Below are 25659 nucleotides of genomic sequence, written 5' to 3' on the forward strand. Positions count from 1 at the left end.
GGCGCGGCGGGCGGCGGAAGGGGGGTTCGGTCACCTCCGCGCTGTGGTCACCGCCCCGCCTCGCGACAAACCGCTTGCGGGCTGCTGTCCTGGTCAGTGCACGTGCGGTCCGCCCGTCGACTGCGGTTTGCCGCGCGGCACGAGGCCCAGGGCCACGATGGCACTGACACCGGCTGCCACGGCGCACACCGTGAACGCGTCCCCGAAGCCACTTGCCGATCCTCGCTCGAAGCCGGAGGCCGCGACGGTGGAGACGACGGCCACGCCGATCGAACCACCCAGCTCGTGGAAGGTGTTGACGACTCCGGAGGCGAGCCCCGCTTCGCGGTGTTCCACCATGGCCAGGGCGGTCGTGGTGGCCGTGACGAAGACCGCGCCGAGACCGAAAGAGGCGATCACGAAGCCCGGCAGGAGCCCGGCGTACACACTGTCGCTGCCCGACAACCGGGTCAGCGGGATGGTTCCGGCCGCGGCGACGGCCATGCCCGCGACGGCCGTCGGGCGGCTGCCGAGCCGGCCGACGAACCGGGAGCCGAGGTGGGCTCCGATGCCGGTGGCCACGGCGACGGGCAGGAACAGCAGACCGGTCCGCAGCGGGCTGAAGCCGCGGATGTGCTGGAGATAGACGGATCCGAGGAAGAAGAAGCCGATCAGCAGAGCCGTGGCGACGAGCATCAGGAAGGCTCCGGCGAGCACCGGTCGCCGGGTGAACATCCGCAGGTCCATCAGCGGGGCCCGGCCGGCCCGTTCGACCGCCGTGAAGGCGGCGTAGGCGACCACCGCCCCGGCCAGCGGCAGCAGGGTCGACACGTCGGTCCAACCGGCGTCGCCCGCCTTGACCAGACCGTAGATCAGTGCGGCGGTGCCCGTGGTGACGAGCAGTGCGCCGGGAACGTCGAGGCGTGCGGGTTGCGGAGCTCGGGCCGGGACGAGAGCGGGCAGGGCGAGCAGCAGGAGGAGTCCGATGGGCACGTTGATGTAGAACACCCACTGCCAGCCCGGTCCGTCGGTCAGTGCTCCGCCGAGGAGCACGCCGGCCGCGGAGCCGACGCCGCCGATGGCCGCCCAGACGCCGAGCGCCTTGTTGCGTTCGGTGCCGTGGAAGGTCGTGGTGACGATGGACAGCGCGGCCGGGGACAGCAGTGCTGCGCCCACCCCCTGGCCGATCCGGCCACCGAGCAGCATGGGGGCGTTCTGGGCAAGACCCGTGACCAGTGAGGCGGCGGTGAAGACCGCGAGTCCGGCGAGCAGGGTGCGGCGGGCGCCGAGGGCGTCGGCGAGTCGGCCGCCGAGCAGCATCAGCCCGCCGAAGCAGAGGGTGTAGGCGGTGACCACCCAGGTCAGCGTCTCGCGACCGAGGCTGAGGTCGGCCGCCATGTCGGGCAGGGCGACGTTCACGACGGTGACGTCGAGGACCAGCATGAACTGCGCGAGGCAGACCAGCGCGAGGGCTGCCCAGCGGCGCCGATCGGCGGGCGGGTGATGAGCGTGTTCGGCCGTGTGCGGTGCACCGGCCAGGGGGTGGGTCATGACGAGTCCTTCTGGTGTGTGAGTTCGATCCCAAGTATCTGAACCGTACCGTTCAGTTCATATGAACTCAACTGTACAGTTCAGATGATGCTAGGCTCGAGGTCATGAGCGTGGACAGCGTCAAGCAGCCGCCGAGCGGTCCCCGTGCCGAGCTCAAGCGGCAGGCCATCGTGCGGGCCGCCCGCGAGCTGTTCCTGCAGGAGGGCTTCAGCGTGGGAATGGACACGATCGCCGCCGAGGCGGGCGTGTCGAAAGTGACCGTCTACAACCACTTCGGCAGCAAGGAAGCCCTGTTCACGGCCGTCATCACGAGCGCACTCGACGAGCCGCTCGCAGGCGAGTCATCAGCCGCACTGGAAGGTTTGGCCGAGGCCGGGGACCTGCGATCCGCGCTCGTCGAAGCGGCACGCACCTGGGTTCATGCCGTCCGCACCAACGATGAGGTCACCGCCCTGCGCAACCTCGTCGCCGCCGAACTCCACCGCTTCCCCGAGCTCGGCGAGGCCTGGCGGCACCGCGGCGCGGAAAGTCACCACCCGGCGGTCGCCGACGCCCTGCGCACCCTCGCCGAGCAGGGTCGGCTGGTGATCCCCGACCGGCAGGTGGCGGTCATCCAGTTCTACGGCCTCCTGGTCTTTCCCCACATGGTCTTCAGCTCCTACGGCACTCGCATCGACGAGGACCTGACAGACCGTCTCATCACGAGCGGTGTCGACATGTTCCTGGTCCACTACGGCCCCCAGAGCACATAGCGGAGTCCGCCAGGCGGAGGGCGCCATACGGTGCTCCTCGGCCGCACTCGATGACGGCCGCCGCCCTCCCGCAAGTTGCAGAGCACGCGGAGAGGGCCGTCCGCCCCCGGTGTTCGGAGGCCGGACGGCCCTTCGCTGGTTCTCCGGCTCTGAAGGCGTCATCGTCCGCGGCCTTATCGCAGCGACTTCTCCACCTGCCCTACAACTCGGTCTCCAGGGCGTCAGACATTCGCCCGCTCGCCTCCCGTTTCCGAAGCTGCGTCGGTCCGCTGCTCCGCGGCCACGGCCGCCTTGTCGCTCCGCATCACCAGCAAGGTGATCAACCCGCCGGTCGCTGCGATGACGGCGGCCCACACGAACGCGGCACTGAAGCCGTCCGTCAGCGCGGGCAGGTCGCCCAGCCGGCCCGCGCCCTGGGAGGTGGCCACCGCGGTGAGCGCCGCGAGACCGAGTGCGGAGCCAACCTGGTAGGTGGTGTTGACGATGCCGGATGCCAGACCCGCATGCTCCTGCGGGGCGCCGGACATCGCGGCCATCATCGCCGGGATGTACGCGAGTGACATGCCGAGCGCGGCGACCAGCGAGGCGGGCAGGACGTCCACCACGAACGTCCCGGTCGGTTCGACCGCGGACAGCCACAGCAGCCCGGCGGCCAGGACCAGCAGACCGCTGCCGATCAGCGGCTTGGCACCGAACCTCGCCAGCAGCCTGGCCGTGATCGCGGTCATGAAGAGCATCAGCAGGCCGGTCATCGGCAGCAGGGCGGCGCCGGAGGCGAAGGCCCCGTAGCCGAGCACCTGCTGGAGATACAGGTTGAGGAAGTACCACATGGGGATCCATGCGGCACCGAGCAGACTCATCGCCAGGTTGGCCGAGGCCAGCCGGGGAACGCGCCAGATGCTGAGCGGCATGAGCGGCTCGCGCACCGTCTTCTGGATCACGAAGAAGAGCACGAGCAGGGCGGCGGCGCCTATCAGTTGAAGCACCGTGCCGGCGGAGGTCCATCCGATTTCCGGCGCCCGGACGATGGCGTAGACGGCGAGCGCCAGACCCGCGGTGACCGCGACCGCTCCGAGCACGTCGACGGCGCCTCGACGGCTACCGACGGCGGGCAGGAGCTTGGTGGCGGAGAGGGTGGCGATGCCGATCGGGATGTAGATGACGAAGATCCACGGCCAGCTGAGCCACTGCGTGAACACGCCGCCGAGGAACACGCCGGCCGTGCCGCCCGCGGGGGCCGCTGCGCCGTAGAGCGCCAAGGCCTTGCCGAGCTCCTTCGGGTCGTGCGCGAAGAGCATCATCAGCAGAGTCATGGCCGCGGGTGCGATCAGCGCGCCGCCCACCCCCTGAACAGCACGGCCGACGATCTCCATCCAGGCCGTCTGCGCGGCGGCCGCGACGATCGAGCCGGCGATCAGCACGACCCAGCCCGTATTGAAGATCTTGCGCGCACCAAGCAGGTCGGAGAGACGGCCGCCGAGGAGCAGCAAGCCGCCGAAAGCAATGACGTAGGCGTTGAAGACCCACTGCAGCTCGTCCTGCGCGAAGCCGAGGTCTTTCTGTATCTCCGGGAGCGCTACGCCAATGATCGACGTGTCCATGATCACCATGAACTGGGCGGCAGCGAGCACCAATAGGGCCCACCAGCGCCTGCGATTGCCGGTTGACATGGTTCCACCTCTTCCTTCCATACCCCCCAGGGGTACCTGAGAGCGCAACGTAACATACCCCCAAGGGGTATGGAAGGGTGAGGGGTCGGCGAGCGAGGGTTGCGGGGTGAGCCGGGTGGGGCGGCTGCCGCAGGCGCGCAGGGCGCCGACCATGTGCCGCAGATCCTCCGGGGTTTGCACGCTGAGCCGCCGGATCACGGCCCCGGCCGCCGCACCTTGGCCGAGGGCGGAACCGTGCTGTCGGGCGTGATACGCCTCGAAAGGGCGCTGGCGAGCGGCCTGTTCTTCCTGGCCGTCCTCCCGCTGTATCGCCTGCGCGCCGCAACGCTCGCTCTCATCGCCGCCGCCGGCGCACTGATCCGGCCCCAACTCCTCTACGCAATACGGGTATCGATCGAGGACGGCAGTTGGGCGGACATCATCATCCAGACCGACCCCCTGGCCCGGCTCACCGACTCGGACGGCATCATCGAGCTGCTGTACACCGCCACCCCGCCCACGCGGCTCGTCAAGTTGCGCCGGGCAGCAGCGCTCGCAGCACCCCCCGGTCGGCTTGGCCTCACCGAACGAGGGGTGCTGCGCTCTCATGGCGACCGATCGGGCGCGCGGCGCCTGGGGCGATCGGCTCGGGACGCCTCGTCAGGCGCGTCGCCGGCTCCGCCTGTGGAAGCGGCGACCCACGACCAGGACGGCCGCGAGTTTGACCACGATCACCGCCAGGACGGCGCCGACAGCCCAGGACGTCCAGTCCGAGGCGGACAGCAACGCGTCGGCCAGCCTCAGATGCACCGCGCCGATCACGACGACGAGCGCCGCGAGCCCCGCCCACGCGAGGTGGCTGCGGCGCGCGGGTACCGGGCTCGTGCCGGAGGGTGGGGTCGCCCCGGACCGGTCGTCCCACTCCACCCGAAGCCGATCCCGCCTGCCGAATCGGCCCAGGTGCATGGTGAGGAGGTCCTGCAGCCTTCGCAGGTTCTGTTCAGTGTCGGCTTCGACTCGGAGGGTCAATTCGCCCTCTCCAGCTCGGAGTTCGCAGCTTCCCCAGGGCAGGGTGACCGTGCCGTGGCTGTCGGACCACTCGACGGAGATCTGGGAGGGGTCGATGTCGAGCGGTTCGTGACGGGTGGTGGCCCCATCACCTTCGCCGTCGCCGTGGTGGTTGCGTGGGCGGTGCTGAAGGTGGCTGCCCTTGTTGCTGAAGTGCTTGCAGACCTGGACGAGGTAGCGGCTCGGGCGGTCGGTCAGGACGTGGGCTTCGGCGGTCGGCATGTCTCGTCCTCGGGGTCAGGTCCGGGTGAGGGACACGAGCCACGCCTCGACGTGGCCCGGCTCGGTGGTGATGTCGATGGCGGACGGTTCGACGGCGTCGATCCGCCAGCCGTCGGCGAAGGCGGTGTCCAGGTCGTCCCGGGTGACCTTGTGCACGGGACCCCAGCGGCCGCGTTCGCGGTCGCTGATGCAGAGGACGAAGCAGCGGCCGCCCGGACGCAGTACGGCACGGAGGCCGTCGACGTACGCGCTGCGGTCCTCGCCGCCGAAGACGTGGAAGAGCCCGCAGTCCAGCACGGTGTCGAACTCCTCGCTGAGCTGGGCCAGTTCGCGGGCGTCGTGGTTCAGGAACCGTGCCGGGAGCGCGCGTTCACGTGCCTTGCCCTCGGCGGTGCGCAGAGCGCGGGCGGCGAGGTCGACGCCGGTGGCGTCGAGGCCGAGGGCCGCGGCGAGGAGTGTGTGCTCGCCGGTTCCGCAGCCCGCGTCCAGGACGCGGCCCCGGAGAACGCCGGACGCGGCAAGGGCGGCGAACGCCGGCTGGGGGCGGCCGATGTCCCACGGGGGCGGGGTGGCGTAGAGGTCGTCGGGTGTGCGCGGGACGGCGGCGCCCGGGCCGTGCGGTGAGGCGGTCATGCGTTTCCTCCGTCGTGTGATCCCCGAGGTTCCCCTTGTGCCGCCAGATTTATCGATACACAGTGTCTCTGTCAAGACAGAGTGTATTCGGTAGGGCGTCTCGTACACTGCGGCTGTGCCCAAGCTCTGGAACGAGACGATCGAGGAGCACCGTCGCGCGGTGCGGGACGCGGTGCTGGAGGTGACCGCGGCGCTGGTGGCGGAGCACGGGCTGCGCGGGGTGACGATGTCGCGGATCGCGGAGGGGACCGGGATCGGCCGGGCCACGCTGTACAAGTACTTTCCGGACGTCGATTCGATCATGACGGCGTGGCACGAGCGCCAGATCTCCGGGCATCTCCAGGAACTGGCCGCACTGCGAGACCGCCCCGGCAGCCCTGGCGAGCGGCTCACCGCCGTACTCGATGCCTACGCCCGCATCCAGCACCGGCGGCGCGGTCATGACGCGGAGATCGGCGCCCTGTTGCACCGCGGGGAGCACGTGGACCACGCCGAGCGGCACCTGCGCCGGTTCATCGGGGAGCTCCTCGCCGAGGGTGTGGCCTCCGGCGAGGTGCGGGACGACGTGACGCCGGACGAACTCGCCGCCTACTGCCTGCACGCACTCGCCGCGGCGGGTGGGCTGGAGTCCGAGCAGGCGGTGCACCGGCTCGTCCGGGTCACGGCGGACGGTCTGCGCCCGGCGCACTGAGGCCGGCGACGGGGGCCGATGCCGCCACCGGCCCCCGCGCGCAGTCGTCAGCTCTTGCCGAGCATCTTGTTCATCTCGGTGATCTCGGCGTTCTGCGTGGTGACGATGCCGCCGGCCATGGAGGTGGCGGCGCCGTACGTGCCCTTGCTCTTCTCCATGTTGGCCATCGTGACGGCGCCCTTGTGGTGCTCGACCATCATGGTCAGGAACATGGAGTCGAAGCCCTTGCCGGACATCTTCTTCAGGTGGTCCATGTCCTTGGCGTTCATCATTCCGGGCATGCTGCTCGAGCCCATGCCGGGCATGGAGGACATGGAGCCGTCGGACGCCGGAACATCCTCGCCCCAGGACTTGAGCCAGCCGGTCATGGTCGTGATCTCCGGGCCCTGCGCCTTCTCGATACGCGCGGCAAGGTCCTTGACCTGGGCGGAGGAGGCCCGCCCGGCAGCGAGTTCGGCCATCTGAACGGCCTGCTGGTGGTGCGGGATCATGCCCTGCGCGAAGGCGACGTCCTGGGCGTTGTGCGCGCCGGCCGCGACGTCGGCACCCGTGGAGGAAGCTGCGGATGCCCGGCCGGAATCGCTGCTGCTGTCTGCGCTGCTGCCACCGCAGGCGCTGAGGACGAGTGCGGCGGTCGCGGTCGCCGCGATCAGTGCGGCGCGGCGGGTCAGGGTACGGGGACTGATGGTCATGCTGGAACTCCTGTGTGCGAAAGAGGGAGATGGGGCATGCGTGAGCACCGCACCGGTTCATGGCGCGGCGTCTGAACAGCCTCTAGATCCGCAGGATTTGGAGTTCCGGCAAGGAGGGCGACGCACGCGTGCCGCCCGGAGCCACGGCCGCACGGGACCACGCGGCATCGGCGTGTGCGGCATCGGCCGCCGGACCGGGGGTGAGCGTCGGCCGATCCGGCCCGCCACCGACCGCCCCCGACATGCAGGTCGAGTCGGCGTGCTGCACAAGGCATCCGCCGCAGTGGCCGCCACCGCAGTCTTCGTCGGCCGGCGCCACGACGGTTGCCGCGAGACGGTGATGGGCGTGACCCGGGGTGAGGCCGCCGGGGGCCAGGGCGTGCATGCCCAGCAGCCCCGCGAGCAGTCCGAGCACGAGCAGCCCTCGCCACCGCGGCATGCGCGGCCCGGCAAGCTGCGGCTCGGGACTGGTCATCGGCTCTTCCTCGGTGGGTGGAAACGGCTCGTGATGCATACGGGGGCGGGCTTGCCCGCGTTCAACGTGTGACTGTCGTCGCCCCTGACCGGCTTCGGTGCTGCGGTTCCGCACAGCTCCGGTGACGAGTGCCCAGCTCCCGTACCTCGGCGCCGACATGGGGTGCGGTGGCCCAGGACCGCAGACGGCGACGGCCGGCTGGGCGGCCGGATTCATCGCCGCGATCGGCATGTACTTCCAGACCCGCGAGGCCCGCGCCGCCGACCGCCGACTGGTACAGGCCGGACTCGCCCCGGCGCGCCTCGTCGCCGCCCGCATGACCACGGGCTCACCCTCGCCCTGATCGCGGCGGCGGCCGCCCTGGTGGCGCCGGCCGGGCGCTCGGGCCTGGGCGACGAGCCGGGCCGGGCGGTGGCCGGCACCCTGATGTACGCCCTGATCCACCTGGCCATCGGCGCCCTGACCGGCGCTCTGGTCACCAGTCCTGTGAACGGCACCGTGCCGGTGCTGTTCGTATGGATCCTGGCCGTGTTCTTCGGACCCGTCATGGGTGCCGCAGACCGCCCTGCCACTCGGGTGCTGCCCACGCACTTCGTCACGCTCTGGATGGTCGACCTGCCCTCGCAGCACAGCGGCCGGGTCGGCGACCTCGGCTGGGCCCCCATCTGGGTCGCCGCCGCGCTGATCACCGCCCACCCCCGATGAGACGACCACGATGAGCGTGCGTGAGAACGGCGTCACGGTGCTGCGGAGGTTCTGGCTGCCCGATGTCCACGGCGGCACAATGGCCCCGATCGCGATCGCCTCGCTGGCCGCGCTGGCCGGCCTGTTCACCGTCCTCGACGCCCGCACCGGCGACCGCGGCCTGGTCCTTTCCGGCTTCCGCCCACTGCCGCTCCTGCTCACACGCATGACCGTTCTGCTCGGTGCCCTGGCCGCCACGGCCGCGTCGCTGGCGGTGACGGCCACCGTGTTCGACGCCCCCCAATGGGGCTGGTACACGCCCCGCCCACCTGGGCCCACGGCCTCCCCGGCTACGGCGCCGGCCACGTCCTGACCGACGCGGCCCTCACCCGCGGTTTCGACGAGACCACTGCTCTGTTGATCGCGTTCGGCTGGGTCGCCGGACTCGCCCTGGCGGTACTGCTGCTGTTCCGCTCCACCATGCGCCCGGCCGGTGCGCGGCGCCGTACCGTCGGCGTATCGGGTCGGGAGGGGGCCGGCTTTTCCCCGCCGCACGCAACCGTGCCGTCAGGCGACCAGCGACGTTAGCCGCGAAGGAGGACGTATGACCACGACCGGCCGCAAGGAGCTGCAACATCCGCGCTTCGCCCGCCAGTATCTGAAGACGGCCGCCGAGTCCGATCGGCGGGGCGGCGACGCACATCGCGACCGGCTGCTCGCCGGGCTGACCGGACGTGTCCTGGAGGTCGGCGCCGGGCAAGGCCGCAACTTCCGGCACTACCCGGACACCGTGACCGAGGTGGTCGCCGTCGAACCCGACGACACCCTGCGTACCGCCGCCGAGCAGGCCGCCACCTCAAGCGAGCTGCGCGTCACGGTTGTTCCCGGTGAGGCGGCCGAACTACCCGCCGAAAACGGCGAGTTCGATGCCGTCGTCGTCTCGCTCGTGCTGTGCTCGGTCACCGACGTGCCCGGTGCGCTGGCAGAGGCCACCCGTGTTCTGCGGCCCCGCGGCCAGCTGCGCTTCTACGAGCACGTACGCTCCCCGCACTGGTGGGCGGGACTCCTGGAGGACGCTATCACCCCGCTGTGGAGCCGGGCGGGCGGCGGCTGTCACCCCAACCGGGACACCGAAGCCGCCATCCGGGCCGCCGGCTTCACCGTCTCCGAGATCGACCGGTTCGGCTTCGCCTTCTCACCGTTCGTGCCGAATACGCTGCACGTCATCGGAACCGCCGTACGGCCGTGATCAATCGCCCTGCTCGTCGCCCTCTGGGGCTTCCGGAGGCGCTGAACACACCCTCACCGCTTCGTGATCCTGTGTAGTCGATCGATTACGGTGTGCGTGTGATTCGTGTGATGGTCAGGAGCTGCGCCCTGCGTCGCCCTGCACCGTCCGCCCTGTTCATCGGGCTGATCGTGCTCGTGGCGTCCCACTTGGTGGGTGCCCTGCACGGGCCGGGCTTCGTCGGCCCTCACAAGGTCATCACCGCGAGCGCCGCGCCATCAACGGTGCTCGCGGAACCGGTGGCCCACCGGTCACGTCACGGGCACGGTCACGACGTCTTCGATGACAGTCTCGAGCACGCCGTCGACCGGGTGCGGGTCAATGCCGACCTCCCCGCCCGCGCTCCTCAGCCCGTCGGGCCGATGGTCGCCCACCGGCCCGCCACGAGTCCGTCCCTCGAGCGCGCAGCCCCGGCAGACGGTGCTTCCGCACCAGCACACGGCCGATCCGCATGTGCCCAGCACTGCGTCTGGCGGCAGTAGGCACGCCCGCACGCCCTGATCAGGCCCGCGCCAAGGCGAGGGGCCGCGGTTCGGCGTGCCCACGTGCCCCCTGCACCGCCAGCACCGCGCCCGCCCGACCGGCGGGACGCGAAGGAGCCGTACATCCATGGATCTCTCCATGCTCGAATCCCCCGTTTCCGTCGGGGCCGTCGCCCCCGCCCCCCTGATCGCCCGCCATCCCGCCCACCTGGTCGGCAACACCCCGGTCCTGTGGATCGACGAGCCGTTCGCCCCGCCTGGCCGCGGCTTCCACGCCAAGCTGGAAGGCACCAACCCGGGCGGCATCAAGGACCGACCCGGCCTGCACATGGTCCGCGAGGCACGGCGCCGCGGGGACCTCACCCCCGGCGCAGCGATCGTCGAGTCCTCCAGCGGCACCCTCGGTCTCGGCCTCGCCCTGGCCGGGCTGACGTACGGCCATCCCGTCACCGTCGTCACCGACCCCGGCATGGAGCCGTCCATGGTCCGGCTGCTCACCGCACTCGGTGCGCGCGTCGACCAGGTGGCCATCCCGCATCCCGAGGGCGGGTGGCAGCAGTCTCGCCGCGAGCGTGTCGCCCACCACCTCACCGAAGCCCCGGGCGCCTGGTGCCCGGACCAGTACCACAACCCCGACAACGTCGCCGCCTACCGCCCGCTGGCCGCCGAACTCGTCGCCCAACTCGGCCGTATCGACGTCCTGGTGGCATCAGTGGGCACCGGCGGCCACTCGGCCGGCGTCGCGGCGGGACTGCGCGAGTCCTTCCCCGAGCTGCGGCTCATCGGCGTGGACGCGACCGGCTCGACGATCTTCGGGCAGCCCGCCCGGCCGCGTCTCATGCGCGGACTGGGCTCCAGCATCCATCCGTCCAACGTCGACTACGGCGCCTTCACCGAGGTCCACTGGGTGGCCCCGGCCGAGGCGGTGTGGACATGCCGCCAACTCGCCCGGCGCCACTACGCCTCCGGGGGCTGGAGCGTGGGCGCGGTGACACTGGTGGCCGGGTGGGTGGCGCGGACGTACCCCGCCGGCACGCGGATCGCCGCGATCTTCCCCGACGGCCCGCACCGCTATCTGGAGACCGTCTACAACGACGCATGGTGCCGTGAGCACCGACTCCTCGACCAGGAACCGCCCATGGAGCCGGACGAGATCGCCGAGCCGGACGAGTGCGTGGTGACCAGCTGGACCCGTTGCAGCCGGGTGCGGGATCCGCTGCGGCGGGAGACGGCGGCGAAGGCGGGTGCGCGATGAGGCGGCTGTGGGCCCAGGTGGCCTCCTTCGACCGGCCGGCCCGGCTGCTGATGGTGAACCAGTTCGCCATCAACCTCGGCTTCTACATGCTGATGCCCTACCTCGCCGACCATCTCGCCCACGGGCTCGGCCTGGCGGCCTGGGCGGTCGGCCTGGTGCTGGGCGTACGCAACCTCTCCCAGCAGGGCATGTTCCTCGTCGGCGGCACTCTCGCCGACCGCTACGGCTGCAAGCCGATGATCCTGGCCGGGTGTGCTCTGCGCACGGTCGCCTTCGGGCTGCTCGCGGTGGCGGGCAGCCTGCCGGTCCTGATCGTGGCCTCGGCGCTGACCGGCCTGGCGGGTGCGCTGTTCAACCCGGCCGTACGGGCCTACCTGGCGGCGGAGGCCGGTGAGGACCGGCGCGTGGAGGCGTTCGCCGCCTTCAACGTCTTCTACCAGGCGGGCATCCTCATCGGCCCGCTGGTCGGACTCGCCCTGCTGGCCTGGGACTTCGGCGTGGTCTGCGCGGTCGCCGCAGTCATCTTCGGCGCGCTTGCCGTCCTCCAGGCCCGCGCACTTCCCGTCCGTCCACCGGCAGGACGGGGCACCGAGCCCGCCTGGCGTGCGGTGGCCGCAGACTGGCGCGCCATCGCCGCCAACCGGCCCTTCCTCCTCTTCGCCGCCGCGATGAGCGGCTCCTATCTCCTCGCCTTCCAGGTCTACCTCGCGCTCCCGCTCCGCGCCCGCGAACTCTTCGGCGCGCAGACCGGGGTGGTGACCGGAGCGGTCTTCGCCGTCTCGGCGCTGGCCGCGCTCTCGGGCCAGCTCAAGCTGACCGCGTGGGCGAAGGAGAACCTGTCCGGACCGCGAGCGATCATGTACGGGCTGGTGGCGATGGGGGTGGCCTTCACGCCACTGCTCCCGGAGTCGTACAACGCCGTCGTCGGCGTGGGCGCCCTGACACTCTGCGCGGCCCTGCTCGCCTGGGGCGGGGCACTGCTCTACCCCTTCGAGATGGACACCGTCGTTCGGCTCTCCGGCGACCGGCTGGTCGCCACGTACTACGGCGCCTACAACACCGCCTCGGGCATCGCGATCTCCCTCGGAAACCTCGCGGTCGGCGCGCTGTTCGACAGCGGGGTGCGCTGGCTGCCGTGGGCGGTGCTGGCCGCCACGGGATTCCTGTGCGCGGGGATGGTGGCGCGGCTGCACCGTGCCGGGTATCTGACGCCGAGTCCGACCGCCGTGGCGGTGCCAGGGTAGGACGCGGCGGGCCCCGGCCACCATGGCCGGGGCCTCGGTCATTGCCCGGTGGGCGAACTTCCGGGCTGCGGGAGGCAGGGGGTTCGGTCACCTCCGCGCCGTGGTCACCGGCCCCGCCTCGCGACAAACCGATTCAGCGGACGCTCGTACGCCCGGGTCCGTCACCCGCCGGTCGGTTCGCCGGACAGTCGTACGGTGCTCAAGATCTTCATGATCGTCGCGTCCGGGACCTCTCCCTTGACGCCGGTTGCGCCGTAGAGGTTCCAGGCCACGTAGTCACCGGCGGAGTTCTTGAAGCCGAACGTGATCGCCTTGCCGTCGCTCGCGCACTTGGACTTGCCGATCTGCGGGCTGTTGTGGGACCTGGCCCAGGCGTACTTGCCGGTGATGCCGGAGGCCGTCTTGAACGTCTTGGCCTTCTTGTCGAAGGTGAGGCTCTTCTTGTCCGGCTGTGTGTAACCGCCGAAGACCCACCACGGCACCTGGTTCACGGCGACCTCGTCGGTGCTCTTCGCGCCGTCCGCACCCTTGGTGCCCACGGCGGCCAGCGCCGTGTTGTCCGAGTGCCCGTCCTTGTTGTCGTCGGAGGTGCACCACTTGGACTTGTAGTAGGCCGGTGCCGACATGACGATGAGCGGCTTGCCGCTCGGGTCCTTGTCGTCCTCGAAGCCGATCGACATGCCGGGGGAGTCGACCTCCCAGTCCGCCGGCACGTCGAAGGCGGTGCCCCACTTGGGATTCACCACGACCTTCCAGCCGGGGATGGTCGCCTTGGCGCCGTCGCCACCCCGAGGATTGTCGTCGGACCCGGATGCGGACGCGCTCGGATCGGCCGACGCGGTGGGCGATTCCCTGACCTTCTTGCCCTTGGAGCTGTCGGCCTTGTTGTCGTCCTTGCCGCCGAGCACCAGGAAGCCGGTGACGCCCGCCGCCACGACCACGGCCGTGGCCGCCACGATCGCCACCAGCTTCGTCCGGTTGCCGCCGCCGCCACCGCCGCCGGTCGGCGGCTGAGGCGTCCCAGGCGCTCCCGGCGCCCCCCACTGCGGCTGCTGCGCATAGGGGTTGGGCTGCTGGTACCCGCCCTGCTGACTGCCCTGCTGATACGGATTCGGCTGCTGGTACCCCGGCTGCTGGTACGGGTTGTTCTGCGCTTGAGGGTTCTGCCCCTGCGCATTCTGCTCGCCCCCGGGCGGCTGCTGTCCTGGCCACATGAAGAGCCACACTAGTGCTGTCCGGGACACGATTCGGTCACTGTGACTCGTCGGGGCCGTAGCAATGCGGGGGCGTCAGGATTCCCCGGGCGGTGTGTAGAGACGGACGGTGCCGAGGATCTTCCTGACCGTGGAGTCCGGGACCTCCTCGCCGACCCCCCTGGCGCCGACGAACGACCAGGACGCGAAATCGCCGTCGGCGTTCTTGAAGGCGAAGGTCGTCGCCTTGCCGTCGGAGCCGCACTTGTGCCGCTTCGTCACCCCGGACGACCGCGACGTGGCGACACTGCCGGTGAGCCCCGAGGCGGTGGTGAAGGGCGCGGCCGGGCCGGTGGCGACCTTCTTGTGGTCGGGCTGGGTGTAGGTGCCGTAGACCCAGGCGGCCGAGTCGGAGCGGGCCGCCTGCGCGGTGCTCCGGGCCCCGTTGTTCTTCCTGGTGCCCACGCTGGCCAGCGGGGTGTAGTCGACCTTGCCGTCCTTGTCGTCGTCGGACGCGCACCACTTCTCCTTGAGCAGCGCGGGAGCCTTCATGGCGACCAGGGGCTTGTCGTCGGGATCGTCGTTCTCCGCCACGTAGGACACCCAACCCGGCGACTGAAGGACCCAGTTGGCCGGTACGTCGAAGGCGATGCCGGCGTCGGCGTTCACCACGACCTGCCAGCCGGCGACGGTGGGCTTCTGCTTTCCGGCGGCGCGTGGATCTGCCGTGGCGGTCGGCGATGCCGAGGAAGACGCCGGGTCCGGACCGACCTTGTCGTCGCTGCCGCCGCCCAGCACTACGGCTCCGGTCACCGCTGCGGCCACCACGACGGCCGCGGCAGCTGTGACAGCAATCACCTTCGTACGGCGGCCTCCGCTCGGAGGCCCGGACGACCCGCCGCCGGTCGGCGGCTGCCCTCGGTACGGAGTCGGCCGTCCTCCGTACGGAGTCGGCGGTTCTCCGTGTGAAGTCGGCTGCCCCGCATAGGGGTTGGGCTGCTGATACCCGGGCTGCTGGTACGGATTGTCCTGTGCCGGCCACTGCTGCGGTTCCTGACCGCCCCCCGGCTGCTGCTGTCCTGGCCACATGAGCCGTAACGATACGGCGATCACCGTACGAGTCTGGTCAGGCATCGCTACTCGTGGGTAACATCCACCTCATGAGCGCAGACCAGATGTCGATCGGCGAGATGCTCGCCGCGACGGTGCCGATGGCCCGGACCCTGAATCTCGAGTTCCTCGAGACCACGGCCGAGAAGGCCGTGGTGGCACTGCCGGACCAGAGTGAGTACCACAACCACGTGGGCGGGCCGCATGCCGGTGCGATGTTCACGCTCGGCGAGTCCGCGAGCGGGGCGATCGTGCTGGCCGCGTTCGGGGAGCAGCTCGCGCGGGCCGTGCCGCTCGCCGTGAGTGCCGAGATCGCCTACCGGAAGCTGGCGATGGGTGCCGTCACCGCCACCGCGACCCTCGGCCGGCCCGCCGCCGACGTCGTGGCGGAGCTGGACGCCGGCGAGCGGCCCGAGTTCCCGGTGTCGATCGAGATCCGGCGCGCGGACGGAGCGGTCACCGGTGAGATGACCGTGGTGTGGACCCTGCGTCCCAACGGCTGAGTGACGATGGTGAATTGAGGCCCGGGGGCGAGCCGTTCCCGGGCCTTCGGTGCGCCGTCAGGCCGCGAGCCGGCGGCCCTTCGCCGCCGTGCCGCCCTCCAGGCCGGCCACGAACTCCCTGAGCCAGGCGACGAATTCGGGGCCCAGGTCGTCCCGGTCGCAGGCCAGCCGGACCACGGTGCGCAGGTAGTCGGCCTTGTCGCCGGTGTCGTAGCGCAGCCCGTCGAAGACGACGCCGTGCACCGTGCCGCCCGCGGCCAGTTCCTGGAGGGCGTCGGTGAGTTGGATCTCGCCGCCGCGACCGGGCGGGGTGCGCTCCAGGGTGTCGAAGACGACCGGGTCGAGGACGTAGCGGCCGATCACCGCGTACCTGCTCGGCGCGTCCTGCAGCGACGGCTTCTCCACCAGGCCGGTGACGCGGACGACGTCCTTCTCGCCGGTCGGTTCCACGGCCGCGCAGCCGTAGAGATGGACCTGCTCGGGCGGGACCTCCATCAGCGCGACGACGCTTCCCGCGTGCCGGTCGCGGACGTCGAGCATCCTGCTGAGCAGCGTCTCGCGCGGGTCGATCAGGTCGTCGCCGAGCAGCACCGCGAAAGGCTGGTCGCCGACGTGACGGCGGGCGCACAGCACGGCGTGCCCGAGGCCGAGCGGCTCGCCCTGGCGGATGTGATGGATGCTGGCCAGCCGGGCCGGGTCGCGTACGGCGTCCAGGCGTACGGCGTCCCCCTTGGCCGTGAGCGCCTGTTCCAGTTCGAAGGCGTTGTCGAAGTGGTCCTCGATGGCCCGCTTGTGCCGGCCGGTGACCATGAGGACGTCGTCCAGCCCGGCCGCGGCCGCCTCCTCGACGACGTACTGGATGGCCGGCTTGTCGACGACCGGCAGCATCTCCTTCGGCGTGGCCTTGGTCGCGGGCAGGAACCGCGTGCCGAGTCCGGCCGCCGGGACGACGGCCTTGCGCACGGTGCGGGCGGTGCCGGCGCTGCGGTCGGGGGCGCAGGAAGCGTGGGGGGCGATCATGCGGCCCATGCTGGCGGAGGCGGATGAGAGCCGGCCGAGAGAAACCTCGGAACCCGCTGTGGGTCCGCGGGCAGTGGAGATTTCGTGTGCCGGCCGCCCTGCGGCGCACACAACTGGTGGACCGCTCAACGACTATATCGAATACGGGTACGGGTACCGCCGGTAACTCATTTGGGGTTTCGGCATTTCAGGCCGGAGCTGTTCGAACTCCTTGTTTCCTGTACGTCAATTGTGCGAAAGTGAGCGGCCCTATAGCGGTCCCAGAACTCGACGCGGTATAGGTACGCACCAATCGGGTGCCTGATTTCCGTTGGATGCGATTCCCCCCCACCGTCCCGCGGCCTGGAAGGAAATGGTTCCATGCCATCCCCCCACCCCCCACGCCCGCCCTTTCCGCCCCGTCCCGGACCGGGCACGCCCGAGTCCGACCGCAACCTTCTCGCACAGCTGGGCCAGGGCCCCGAGTGCGCCCGCGCGACCGCGTTGCTGCTGGCCCGGCACTGGCGCGCGACCTTCGACTACGCGGTCATCTGCCTGGCCTCCGGGGAGGATACGGCGGCCATGGCCACGGCCGCCGCGTTCCAGCGAGTCCTGGCCCGGCCGGCCGACGGCGCCCTGCGACCGCACCTCCTGACCGCCGTACGGGACACGGTCAAGGGGTGGGCGGCAGATGGCGGTATTTCCGTTCTTCTGCCGGAACTCCGCAAACCGACCGGCGGGCGCGGACTGCGCGCCGCGCGGCCCGTGACACCGGAAAGGCGGCGCCTTGCGGAGCGGGCATTTCAGGCGCTTCCGGGAGCTTCGCAATGCCTCCTGTGGCACACCGAGGTCGAGGCCGAGCCCATATCCGTACCGGCTGGTCTGTTGGGGGTGGATCCGGGCACCGCGGCGGCCGCGCTGGAGCAGGCGCGCGAGCAATTCAGAGCGGGCTGTGTGCGCGCCCACCGGGAACTCGCGCCCGGCAAGGAATGCCGCTTCTACAACCGTCTCCTCGATGTCCCGATACGCCGGGGCGGTGCCCTGCTCCCGGATGTCCAGCAGCATCTGATGGCCTGCCGGTACTGCCGTCACGCCGCCGAACAGCTCAGTCATTTCGAGGGGGGCCTCGAGGAACTGCTCGCCGAAACCGTGCTCGGCTGGGGCGCCCGGCGCTATCTCGACTCCCGCCCCCGGCGCGGCGGGGGACTTGCTCCGAGGCCCGGGCGCGGGCCCCTTCCTCCGGGGGGCGACGGGCGCCACCGCCCTCTCCCGCCGCGCAGGCACACCATGGCGCTCGCCGTGGGCATCGGCGTGGCGGCCTTCGCCCTGCTCGCCACCGTTCTCGTCGCCAAGGGCTGGACCGACGACAACGGTGTCCCCGGCCCGCAGGCCACCTGGGGCGCGGAGAGCAGCAGCACCCTGCACCCGTCGCGGTCCGCGGAGGTCACCCCGTCGGACGGCACTCGGCCCGCCTCCGCGGGGCAGCCCGTTGAGATCGGACGCGGCAGGCTCCGCAGTGCCGCGTCCGGCCTCTGCCTCGACGCCGACGGCGGCCGGGTCGCGTCCGGTGCCGCGGCCGTACTGGCGGCCTGCTCCTCCAGTGGCTCGCAGCAGTGGTCGTACCAGGGCGACGGACTGCTGCGCAGTGCCCTGGACCCCGCCCTGTGCCTCGTCTCCGACGCCGGCGGGCGCTCGGTGGCGCTGGCCGGGTGCCTCGTGCACCGCGGCGAGATCCGCTACGACCTCACGGTCCGCGGCGAGCTCCTGCTGCGCGACGGCAAGGGTCTGCTCGTCGCGCCGGGCAGGGGGACGTCGGTCGTGGTCACGGCGCGGGACGGTGCGGCCGGGCAGCGGTGGGTGCTCGATGCGGCCAGTGCCGGAAGTAGCCGCACGGACAAGGGGGTTGAGCCCACGAACGGCTCTCCCGGGACGGACTCTCCCGGGACGGGCTCACCCGGGAACGACGCTCCCGGCAGCACGCCGAAGCCGTCCGAGGAGAAGTCCCCGCCGCGCAAGTCCGAGGATCAGCAGTACGAGGAGCGGTTCGCCCAGGCCGACAGCGACTCCGTCACGACGGCCGTCCCTCACCTGGTGGGCGCGGTCAAGGCGCGGCTCGAGCCGGTCACGTCCCCGCCCGGGCCCGCGCTGAACCTCGCCCTTCACCCCTAGGGTCACCCGGGGCCGCCCCAACGGGCGGCCCCGTCTTCGTTTCTTGTCGGCACCGGAGCGTTTCTTGTTCGCTTCATTGACACGAGTCACTGCCGGTCATAGTTTTCCCGCCGCGCCCCTCGTGGCCGACGGAGTGTCAAGTCGGCTGCGCCGCATGGTGCGTTCACCGTCCGAACGCACTTCGTCGTGTTCGCGCACCGAAGGAGTGACGGCCCATGACCGACACTGTCTCCCGGAGATCCGCACTGCGCCTGCTGGGTGGCGCGATCGCCGTCGCCGCGGCGGCCACCGGCGGACTCACACCCCCCGCACACGCGCTGGACAGACCCGACGCGGGGGCCGGACCCCGCGTGGAAGGCCTGATCGGCAAGCTCACCCTCGACGAGAAGATCTCCCTCCTGCACGGCGCCACCGACCCGGACTCGCCCGGCCAGGCCGGCTACGTCCCCGGGGTGCCGCGCCTCGGCATTCCGCCCCTGCGGCTGACCGACGGCCCGGCCGGCGTCCGCGTCACCCGGCACGCCACCGCCCTGCCCGCGCCCGTCCTGCTCGCCTCCGCCTTCGACCCGTCCCTCGCCCGCCGCTACGGCCAGGTCGTCGGCCGCGAGGGCCGCGCCCTCGGCCAGGACGTCCTGCTCTCCCCGATGGTCAACCTCATCCGCACCCCGTACGCGGGCCGCAACTTCGAGACGCTCAGCGAGGATCCGCTGCTCGCCTCCGACCTGGTCGCCGCGGAGATCGCCGGCATCCAGGGCGAGCACCTCGTCGCGACCGTCAAGCACTACGCGATGAACAACCAGGAGCAGGACCGCATGTCCATCGACGTGCGGGTGGACGAGCAGACCATGCACGAGCTCGAACTGCGCGGTTTCGAGGCCGCGGTGAACGCCGGCACCGGCGCGGTGATGGGCGCCTACAACAAGGTCAACGGCACCTTCGCCTGCGAGAACGGGACGCTGCTCACCGGCATCCTGCGCGAGCAATGGGGCTTCGGGGGCTGGGTGATGACCGACTGGTTCGCCGCGCACAGCACCGCCGCGGCGATCACCGCCGGACTCGACATGGAGATGCCCGACGGTGCCTACTTCGGCATCGCGCTGAAGTCGGCCGTGCAGAACGGCAGCGTGCCCGAGCGGTACGTCGACCGTGCCGTGCGCCGCATCCTCGGTGTGATGGAACGCTTCGGGCTGCTCGACGGCAGTGTCCCGCCGCGCCCGGACCGCGACGCACCGGCGGGCGCGGCCGTGGCCCTGGAGGTCGCCGAGGCGGGCGCCACCCTGCTGCGCAACGAGCACGGCACGCTGCCCCTGAAGGCCGGTGGCAGCGTCGCGGTGATCGGTCCCACCGGCAGCGTGCCCTTCGTCAGCGGCGGCGGCAGCGCCCACGTCGTTCCCGACCATGCCGACAGCCCCCTGGACGCCGTCAAGTCCCGTGCGGGCAAGGTGACTTACGCGCTCGGTGAGGACCTCTTCGGCAAGGCGATCCCGGCATCCGCGCTCAACCCCGCCTTCGACAGCGAGGGGCAGCAGGTCGCCGCGGGCGCGATCTGGACGTACGACGGGACGCTCACCGCCGCCGAGACCGACGAGTGGACCTTCGTCCTGCACTTCTCCTCGGCGCCCACGGCCCGCCCCAAAGTCCTCCTCGACGGCACCGAACTCTTCCCGCAGGCCCCCGGATACGGCGAGTTCTTCACGGGCGGCCTCGTCTCGGCCGCCCCCGACGGGCTGTCCGTGCGCCGCAGGACCCTCACCCTCGCCAAGGGCGCCCACACGCTGCGGATCACCGCGCAAGGGGGCGCCGGCGGGCTGACGTTCCGGCTGCGCGGGAGCACCGGCGCGACACGGGCGCAGGACGTCGCCGAGGCCGTCGCCGCCGCCCAAGTCGCGCGGGACGTGGTGCTGTTCGCCTACGAGGACGCCACCGAGGGCCTGGACCGCACCACGATCGCCCTGCCCGGCCACCAGGAGCAGCTGATCGAGGCCGTCACGGCGGCCAACCCGCGCACCACGGTCGTCCTCAACACCTCGTCCTCGACGTCGATGCCGTGGCTGCGGCGCACCGGCGCCGTGCTCCAGATGTACTACCCGGGCCAGGAGGGCGCGGCCGCCACCGCCGCCGTTCTGTACGGCGCATGCGACCCCGGCGGCCGGCTCACCCAGTCCTTCCCGGCCGACGACGACCACCATCCCGTCGCCGGTGACCCCCGCCGCTACCCGGGCGTGGACGGCACCGAGGAGTACTCGGAGGGCATCCACGCCGGCTACCGGTGGTACGACGCCGAGGGTGTACGGCCGCTGTTCCCCTTCGGGCACGGGCTGTCGTACACCTCCTTCTCCTACGAGGACCTGCGGGCCCGGCGGACGCGACGCGGCCTGGAGGTGTCCTTCACCGTCCGCAACACCGGCCGCCGGGACGGCGTCGCCGTGCCGCAGGTCTACGTCGGGCCCTCGCCGCACCTGCGACTCGACCAGGCGGTACGGGTGCTGGGCGGTTACCGGCGGCTGACCCTGCGCGCGGGGGAGCGGCGGCGCGTCACCGTGGACGTCGCCGCGCGCACCCTGTCCTCCTGGGACACCGGGCGGCACGGCTGGGTGCTCGGCACCGGCCGCCGTGCCGTGTGGGTGGGGGCGTCCTCGGGTGATCTCCGTTTGCGTACGAACGTGGAGGTGAGCAGATGATCCGGCGCATCGTCATCGGCCTGACGGCCCTCGCGGCGGCGCTCGTCGCGCCCGGGCCGGCGGCGCAGGCCGCACCGACGGGCGGGAGCCCCGTCGTCCGCACCGAAGCGGGCCTCGTGCGCGGCGAAACCACCGCCGAGGGACGGCAGTTCCTCGGCATCCCGTACGCCGAGCCACCGGTCGGCGGCCTTCGCTGGCGCGCCCCGCACGCCGTGCGGCCCTGGCAAGGGGTGCGCTCCGCACGGGACTTCGGCAACAAGTGTGTGCAGAAGTCGAGTTGGGACCCGGGCTACGAGCATCCCTCGTACACCGAGGACTGCCTGGACCTCAATGTGTATGTGCCCGAGGGGTCCGCACGGCGGCCGGTCCTCGTCTGGTTCCACGGCGGCGGACTGACCGCGGGCGCGGGTCAGGACGTCGTCCCCGGCGTGTTCGCACGGCAGACCGGCACGGTCGTGGTGACCGTCAACTACCGCCTCGGCGCGATGGGTTTCCTCGCCACGGCCGGTCTCGACGGCGAGACGCGCGACGGGGTCTCCGGCAACTTCGGCATGCTGGACCAGCAGGCGGCGCTGCGCTGGGTGCGCGCCGACATCGGCCGCTTCGGGGGCGATCCGGGCCGTGTCACCATCGCCGGCGAGTCGGCCGGCGGCCGCTCGGTCTGCACCCAGCTGGCCTCCCCGACGGCCCGCGGCCTGTTCCGCGCGGGCGTCATCGAGAGCGGCGCCTACGACGACTGCCGCGCACGGACGCATCCGGACGCGGTGACGCAGGGAGCCTCCTTCGCCCGGAAGCTCGGCTGCTCGACCGTCGCGTGTCTGCGCGGCAGGTCCGCCCGCGAGGTGCTCGAGGCCCAGGGCGACTTCGACTGGGGCCCGGTGACCGGTGGCGCCTTCCTGCCGGTGCAGCCCGAACAGGCCGTCGCGAACGGGACCGCCTCCCGGGTGCCGGTGATCAACGGCTCGAACAAGGACGAGGGACGGCTCTTCGCCTTCTCCTCCTTCGACCTGAACGGCACGCCCCTCACCGCCGAGCAGTACCCGGGGGTCATGCGGGACACCTTCGGCGACGAGGCCCTCGCGCGTTACCCGCTCGCGGACTACCCGACGCCGACCATCGGCTTCGCCACCGCGCTCGGCGACACCCTGTTCAGCTGCCCGGCGCTGCGGCTCGACGGCCTGCTCGCCACCCGCGGCCCCGTCTACTCGTACGAGTTCGCCGACCGCACCTCCCCGCCCTTCGCCTCCCTGCGCAATCTGCACACCGACTTCGACTTCGGCGCGACCCATGTGAACGAGATCCAGTACCTCTTCAAGCACTTCGGGCTGGACTCCCCGCTGAACGCCGAGCAGAGGGCGCTGTCGCGGCAGATGGTGCAGTACTGGGGGTCCTTCGTACGCACCGGAGTGCCCCGTGCCGAGGGGCAGCCGACGATGCCCGCAGGCCCCGGGACCGTGCTCTCCCTGAAGACGGCGTCCAAGGGCGGGAACACCCTGAGCACCTCTGTCCACCAGGAACACCAGTGCGATCTGTGGGACGGCGCCTCGAACGGCTGACCCGGTAGGCTTCCCGGTGTGCGCCCCCGCGCGGGCGCGCGCCGGGAACGCAGGAGCAGAGGGTCACAACCGGGAGGACCGGCGTTGCACGTCCAGGAATGGCTCGACACGGTGCCCGCGGGTGCCGTCTACGCCGTGGTGGCGCTGGTCATCGGAGTGGAGAGCCTCGGCATCCCGCTGCCCGGCGAGATCGTCCTGGTCTCCGCCGCCCTCCTGTCCTCCCAGCACTCGGGGATCAACCCGGTCGTGCTCGGCCTGTGCGCGACCGCGGGTGCCGTCGTGGGCGACTCCATCGGCTACGCGATCGGCCGCAAGGGCGGACGGCCGCTGCTGGCCTGGCTGGGCGGGAAGTTCCCGAGACACTTCAGCGAGGGGCACGTCGCCACCGCCGAGCGGTCCTTCGAGAAGTGGGGCATGTGGGCCGTCTTCTTCGGCCGTTTCATCGCCCTCCTGCGCATCTTCGCGGGCCCGCTCGCGGGCGTGCTGCACATGCCGTACTGGAAGTTCCTGATCGCCAACGTCCTGGGCGGCATCTGCTGGGCGGGCGGCACGACGGCCGTCATCTACTACGTGGGCATCGTCGCCGAGGACTGGCTGAAGAGGTTCTCCTACCTCGGGCTGGTGGCCGCGGTGCTGATCGGCCTGACGTCCATGCTGGTCCTCAGGCGCAAGGCGAAGAAGGCGGCCACCGCCCGGGAGCGGGAAGCGGCCGAGGCGGAGGCCGTCCCGGCCGTCGACTGAGCGCCGGCCCGCCCGTTCCGCTACGGCTGTTCGTGCACCTCGTGGTGCGCCTTCGCCAGCTCCGCGTACAGCGTGCCGTTGAGGGTGACGCCCTCGCGCTCCTCCGGCGTCAGCTCCCGCTTCACCTTCGCCGGCACACCCGCCACCAGCGATCCCGGCGGCACCTGCATGCCCTGCGGCACCAGCGCCTGCGCGGCGACGAGCGACCCGGCGCCGATCACCGCGCCGTTGAGGACCGTCGCCCCCATGCCGATCAGGCAGTCGTCCCCGACGGTCGCCCCGTGCACCACCGCGTTGTGCCCGACGGACACCCGCTCGCCGATGCTCACGGGGAAGCCCGGGTCGGCGTGGAGCGTGCAGTTGTCCTGGATGTTCGCCTGAGCCCCCACGGAGATCCGCTCGACGTCGCCGCGCAGAACGGCGCCGTACCAGACGCTCGTCCCGGACTCCAGCGTCACATCGCCGATCACCGACGCCGTGGGTGCCACGAAGGCGCCCTCGTCGATCTTCGGTTCCCTGCCGCCGATCCCCGTGATCAACGCCTTGTGCGTCATCGCCTCTCCTCGTCCTCGGTTCACAACGCACCGTAAGTGATGAGCTCCCCGGCCGGCCTGCCGGGGCCGCGCGTCACCCGCCGTGGGCGAGCGGGGAAGCCCGTGCGGGTCACCTGCCGTGGGTGATGCCCGCCGGGCAGCGGCGTCGGACCGTGGTGCCATGGAACCCACGACGCCGCGTCAGCGCTGGTTGGCACGGGCGTCACTGGCGGCCGCCGTGGCGTCGGTGATCGTCCTCGCCGTGTTCGCGGGGCTGAAGACGTTCGCCCTGCTGGCCGTCGGACTGGTCGGCACGGTGGTGACCGTCGCGGCCCTGTGGTGGATCTTCACCCGCCGGGGCCCGTCCCGCCTGCTGGCGGCGCTGCTGGCCGTCGCCGCGCCGGTCTGGATGCTCGTGGCCTACACCGGCGCCCATCTGCTCTGGGTCGTGCTCGTGGCCTGGGCGCTGTGGCTGCTCGCGCTCACGGCCGGCCGGGGCGCCCTCGTGCGGGCGGACCGGTCCGTCGCACCGGCCGAGGGGCCCGCGCCGCCCGTCGAGCGCGCCGTGCTGATCATGAACCCGCGGTCGGGCGGCGGCAAGGTCGAGCGGTTCGGGCTGCGCGAGAAGGCCGAGGCGCTGGGGGCCCAGGTGCTGCTCCTGGAGGGCCCGGGGGAGATCGACGTCTCCGAGCTCGCCCGCAAGGCCGCGGCGGAAGGCGCCGACCTGCTCGGTGTCGCGGGCGGGGACGGCACCCAGGCGCTGGTCGCCGACGTCGCCGCGGCGCTCGACCTTCCGTTCCTGGTGATCCCCGCGGGCACCCGCAACCACTTCGCGCTCGACCTGGGCCTGGACCGCGAGGACCCCTCGAAGGCTCTGGACGCGCTGCGCGACGGAGTGGAGCTGCGCGTCGACCTCGGCCGGGCGGGCGGGCGCCCCTTCGTCAACAACGTCTCCTTCGGCGCCTACGCCGAGGTGGTGCAGAGCTCGGCGTACCGCGACGGCAAGACCCGGACCACCCTGGAGCTCCTGCCCGACCTGCTCCTGGGGGAGAAGGGCGCCACCCTGACGGCCCACGCGGGCGGCACCCTGTTCACCTCGCCGCAGGCCCTGCTGGTCAGCAACAACCCGTACGGCACCGGCGACATCGCGGGTCTCGGGCGCAGGGCACGCCTGGACGGCGGGGTGCTGGGCGCGGTCGGCGTGGACGTGAACAACGCCGCCCAGGCCGCCGGGCTCCTGCGCGGGCGCCGTGCCGCCGGCCTCACGCGGGCGACGGCGGCCGAGGTGGTCGTCGACGCGGACCGGCCCTCGATCCCGGCCGGCGTCGACGGTGAGGCGCTGGTCCTGCCCGTGCCCGTGCACTGCGTCGTACGGCCGCGCGCGCTGCGCGTGCTGGTGCCGCGGCACCGCCCGGGCATGCGGGCGGCGCGGCCCCGGCTGGAATGGCGCCGGCTGGCCCGGATGGGCCTCCCGGCCGTGCGGGGACCGCGCCGCTGAGGACACACACT

General features: G+C 71.6%; 24 protein-coding genes. 14 read left to right on the forward strand and 10 right to left on the reverse strand.

The genetic code is table 11. The features are described from left to right. Window positions 1–93 precede the first annotated feature (93 nt). Window positions 94–1530: an MFS transporter gene (locus tag ACIBN2_RS00415; RefSeq protein WP_399131786.1), complete on the reverse strand. Its 1437-nt coding sequence runs from the start codon at window positions 1528–1530 to the stop codon at window positions 94–96. Between the two features lie 104 nt (window positions 1531–1634). On the opposite strand from ACIBN2_RS00415, the gene ACIBN2_RS00420 reads away from it, so the two are divergent. Then, window positions 1635–2282 (forward strand): TetR/AcrR family transcriptional regulator, encoded by a 648-nt coding sequence (locus ACIBN2_RS00420; protein ID WP_399131787.1) that lies wholly within the window; start codon window positions 1635–1637, stop codon window positions 2280–2282. Between the two features lie 221 nt (window positions 2283–2503). Here ACIBN2_RS00420 and ACIBN2_RS00425 read toward each other — a convergent pair whose 3' ends face one another. The 3 genes from ACIBN2_RS00425 to ACIBN2_RS00435 all read right to left on the reverse strand — a co-directional run bounded on the left by ACIBN2_RS00425 (window position 2504) and on the right by ACIBN2_RS00435 (window position 5854). Next, on the reverse strand, window positions 2504–3952 hold the full coding sequence (locus ACIBN2_RS00425) for an MFS transporter (protein WP_399132850.1): 1449 nt from the start codon (window positions 3950–3952) through the stop codon (window positions 2504–2506). Window positions 3953–4591: 639 nt separating this feature from the next. After that, a complete protein-coding gene (locus ACIBN2_RS00430; protein WP_399131788.1) occupies window positions 4592–5221 on the reverse strand; it encodes a DUF2218 domain-containing protein in 630 nt (209 codons plus the stop codon). A 15-nt stretch (window positions 5222–5236) separates the two neighbouring features. Beyond that, window positions 5237–5854, reverse strand: coding sequence for a class I SAM-dependent methyltransferase (locus ACIBN2_RS00435; RefSeq protein ID WP_399131789.1), 618 nt, complete (start codon window positions 5852–5854; stop codon window positions 5237–5239). A gap of 115 nt (window positions 5855–5969) precedes the next feature. Between ACIBN2_RS00435 and ACIBN2_RS00440 the strand changes: the two genes are divergently transcribed. Beyond that, window positions 5970–6545 carry a TetR/AcrR family transcriptional regulator gene (locus tag ACIBN2_RS00440; RefSeq protein WP_399131790.1) on the forward strand — a complete coding sequence of 192 codons (576 nt, stop codon included), beginning with the start codon at window positions 5970–5972 and terminating at the stop codon, window positions 6543–6545. A gap of 47 nt (window positions 6546–6592) precedes the next feature. On the opposite strand, the gene ACIBN2_RS00445 is transcribed toward ACIBN2_RS00440, so the two are convergent. Beyond that, window positions 6593–7237 (reverse strand): DUF305 domain-containing protein, encoded by a 645-nt coding sequence (locus ACIBN2_RS00445; protein ID WP_399131791.1) that lies wholly within the window; start codon window positions 7235–7237, stop codon window positions 6593–6595. A gap of 82 nt (window positions 7238–7319) precedes the next feature. Continuing rightward, complete coding sequence (locus ACIBN2_RS00450) at window positions 7320–7712, reverse strand: DUF6153 family protein (RefSeq protein ID WP_399131792.1); 393 nt, start codon at window positions 7710–7712, stop codon at window positions 7320–7322. A 121-nt stretch (window positions 7713–7833) separates the two neighbouring features. On the opposite strand from ACIBN2_RS00450, the gene ACIBN2_RS00455 reads away from it, so the two are divergent. From ACIBN2_RS00455 to ACIBN2_RS00480, 6 genes are all read left to right on the forward strand, one after another. Next, window positions 7834–8055 carry a hypothetical protein gene (locus ACIBN2_RS00455; RefSeq protein WP_399131793.1) on the forward strand — a complete coding sequence of 74 codons (222 nt, stop codon included), beginning with the start codon at window positions 7834–7836 and terminating at the stop codon, window positions 8053–8055. Window positions 8056–8075: 20 nt separating this feature from the next. Beyond that, the gene (locus ACIBN2_RS00460; RefSeq protein WP_399131795.1) at window positions 8076–8417 is read left to right on the forward strand and encodes a hypothetical protein; all 342 of its coding nucleotides are present in this window, start codon (window positions 8076–8078) and stop codon (window positions 8415–8417) included. 10 nt (window positions 8418–8427) lie between these two features. After that, entirely contained in the window at window positions 8428–8769 is a 342-nt protein-coding gene (locus tag ACIBN2_RS00465) for a hypothetical protein (protein ID WP_399131796.1), read from the forward strand. Window positions 8770–9000: 231 nt separating this feature from the next. After that, complete coding sequence (locus tag ACIBN2_RS00470) at window positions 9001–9645, forward strand: class I SAM-dependent methyltransferase (RefSeq protein ID WP_399131797.1); 645 nt, start codon at window positions 9001–9003, stop codon at window positions 9643–9645. Window positions 9646–10305: 660 nt separating this feature from the next. Next, a complete protein-coding gene (locus ACIBN2_RS00475) occupies window positions 10306–11421 on the forward strand; it encodes a PLP-dependent cysteine synthase family protein (RefSeq protein WP_399132851.1) in 1116 nt (371 codons plus the stop codon). After that, window positions 11418–12665: an MFS transporter gene (locus tag ACIBN2_RS00480; RefSeq protein WP_399131798.1), complete on the forward strand. Its 1248-nt coding sequence runs from the start codon at window positions 11418–11420 to the stop codon at window positions 12663–12665. The genes ACIBN2_RS00475 and ACIBN2_RS00480 overlap by 4 nt, the downstream gene beginning before the upstream one ends. A 161-nt stretch (window positions 12666–12826) precedes the next feature. Here the strand turns inward: ACIBN2_RS00480 and ACIBN2_RS00485 are convergent, their stop codons facing one another. Both ACIBN2_RS00485 and ACIBN2_RS00490 read right to left on the reverse strand, forming a co-directional pair. Further along, a complete protein-coding gene (locus ACIBN2_RS00485) occupies window positions 12827–13879 on the reverse strand; it encodes a hypothetical protein (protein ID WP_399131799.1) in 1053 nt (350 codons plus the stop codon). Window positions 13880–13954: 75 nt separating this feature from the next. Further along, window positions 13955–14947 carry a hypothetical protein gene (locus ACIBN2_RS00490; protein ID WP_399131801.1) on the reverse strand — a complete coding sequence of 331 codons (993 nt, stop codon included), beginning with the start codon at window positions 14945–14947 and terminating at the stop codon, window positions 13955–13957. A 71-nt stretch (window positions 14948–15018) separates the two neighbouring features. Between ACIBN2_RS00490 and ACIBN2_RS00495 the strand changes: the two genes are divergently transcribed. Further along, window positions 15019–15471 carry a DUF4442 domain-containing protein gene (locus ACIBN2_RS00495; protein ID WP_399131802.1) on the forward strand — a complete coding sequence of 151 codons (453 nt, stop codon included), beginning with the start codon at window positions 15019–15021 and terminating at the stop codon, window positions 15469–15471. 57 nt (window positions 15472–15528) lie between these two features. On the opposite strand, the gene galU is transcribed toward ACIBN2_RS00495, so the two are convergent. Next, window positions 15529–16491 carry a UTP--glucose-1-phosphate uridylyltransferase GalU gene (galU, locus tag ACIBN2_RS00500; protein WP_399131804.1) on the reverse strand — a complete coding sequence of 321 codons (963 nt, stop codon included), beginning with the start codon at window positions 16489–16491 and terminating at the stop codon, window positions 15529–15531. Between the two features lie 360 nt (window positions 16492–16851). Here galU and ACIBN2_RS00505 point away from each other — a divergent pair, with 360 nt between their 5' ends. The 4 genes from ACIBN2_RS00505 (at window position 16852) to ACIBN2_RS00520 (ending at window position 23617) form a co-directional block, all read left to right on the forward strand. Beyond that, window positions 16852–18639 carry an RICIN domain-containing protein gene (locus ACIBN2_RS00505; protein WP_399131805.1) on the forward strand — a complete coding sequence of 596 codons (1788 nt, stop codon included), beginning with the start codon at window positions 16852–16854 and terminating at the stop codon, window positions 18637–18639. Window positions 18640–18854: 215 nt separating this feature from the next. Continuing rightward, window positions 18855–21320, forward strand: a complete 2466-nt coding sequence (locus tag ACIBN2_RS00510) for a beta-glucosidase (RefSeq protein ID WP_399131806.1) — start codon at window positions 18855–18857, stop codon at window positions 21318–21320. Next, window positions 21317–22876 carry a carboxylesterase/lipase family protein gene (locus ACIBN2_RS00515; protein ID WP_399131807.1) on the forward strand — a complete coding sequence of 520 codons (1560 nt, stop codon included), beginning with the start codon at window positions 21317–21319 and terminating at the stop codon, window positions 22874–22876. Before ACIBN2_RS00510 ends, ACIBN2_RS00515 begins: the two co-directional genes overlap by 4 nt. 84 nt (window positions 22877–22960) lie before the next feature. Then, window positions 22961–23617 carry a DedA family protein gene (locus tag ACIBN2_RS00520; RefSeq protein WP_399131809.1) on the forward strand — a complete coding sequence of 219 codons (657 nt, stop codon included), beginning with the start codon at window positions 22961–22963 and terminating at the stop codon, window positions 23615–23617. A 20-nt stretch (window positions 23618–23637) separates the two neighbouring features. Here the strand turns inward: ACIBN2_RS00520 and ACIBN2_RS00525 are convergent, their stop codons facing one another. Continuing rightward, a complete protein-coding gene (locus tag ACIBN2_RS00525; RefSeq protein ID WP_399131811.1) occupies window positions 23638–24171 on the reverse strand; it encodes a gamma carbonic anhydrase family protein in 534 nt (177 codons plus the stop codon). 160 nt (window positions 24172–24331) lie between these two features. On the opposite strand from ACIBN2_RS00525, the gene ACIBN2_RS00530 reads away from it, so the two are divergent. Continuing rightward, complete coding sequence (locus ACIBN2_RS00530; RefSeq protein WP_399131813.1) at window positions 24332–25648, forward strand: diacylglycerol/lipid kinase family protein; 1317 nt, start codon at window positions 24332–24334, stop codon at window positions 25646–25648. The last annotated feature ends 11 nt before the right edge of the window (window positions 25649–25659 follow it).

Source organism: Streptomyces sp. NPDC050534, from assembly GCF_044457745.1.
In the GTDB taxonomy this organism is placed as follows: domain Bacteria; phylum Actinomycetota; class Actinomycetes; order Streptomycetales; family Streptomycetaceae; genus Streptomyces.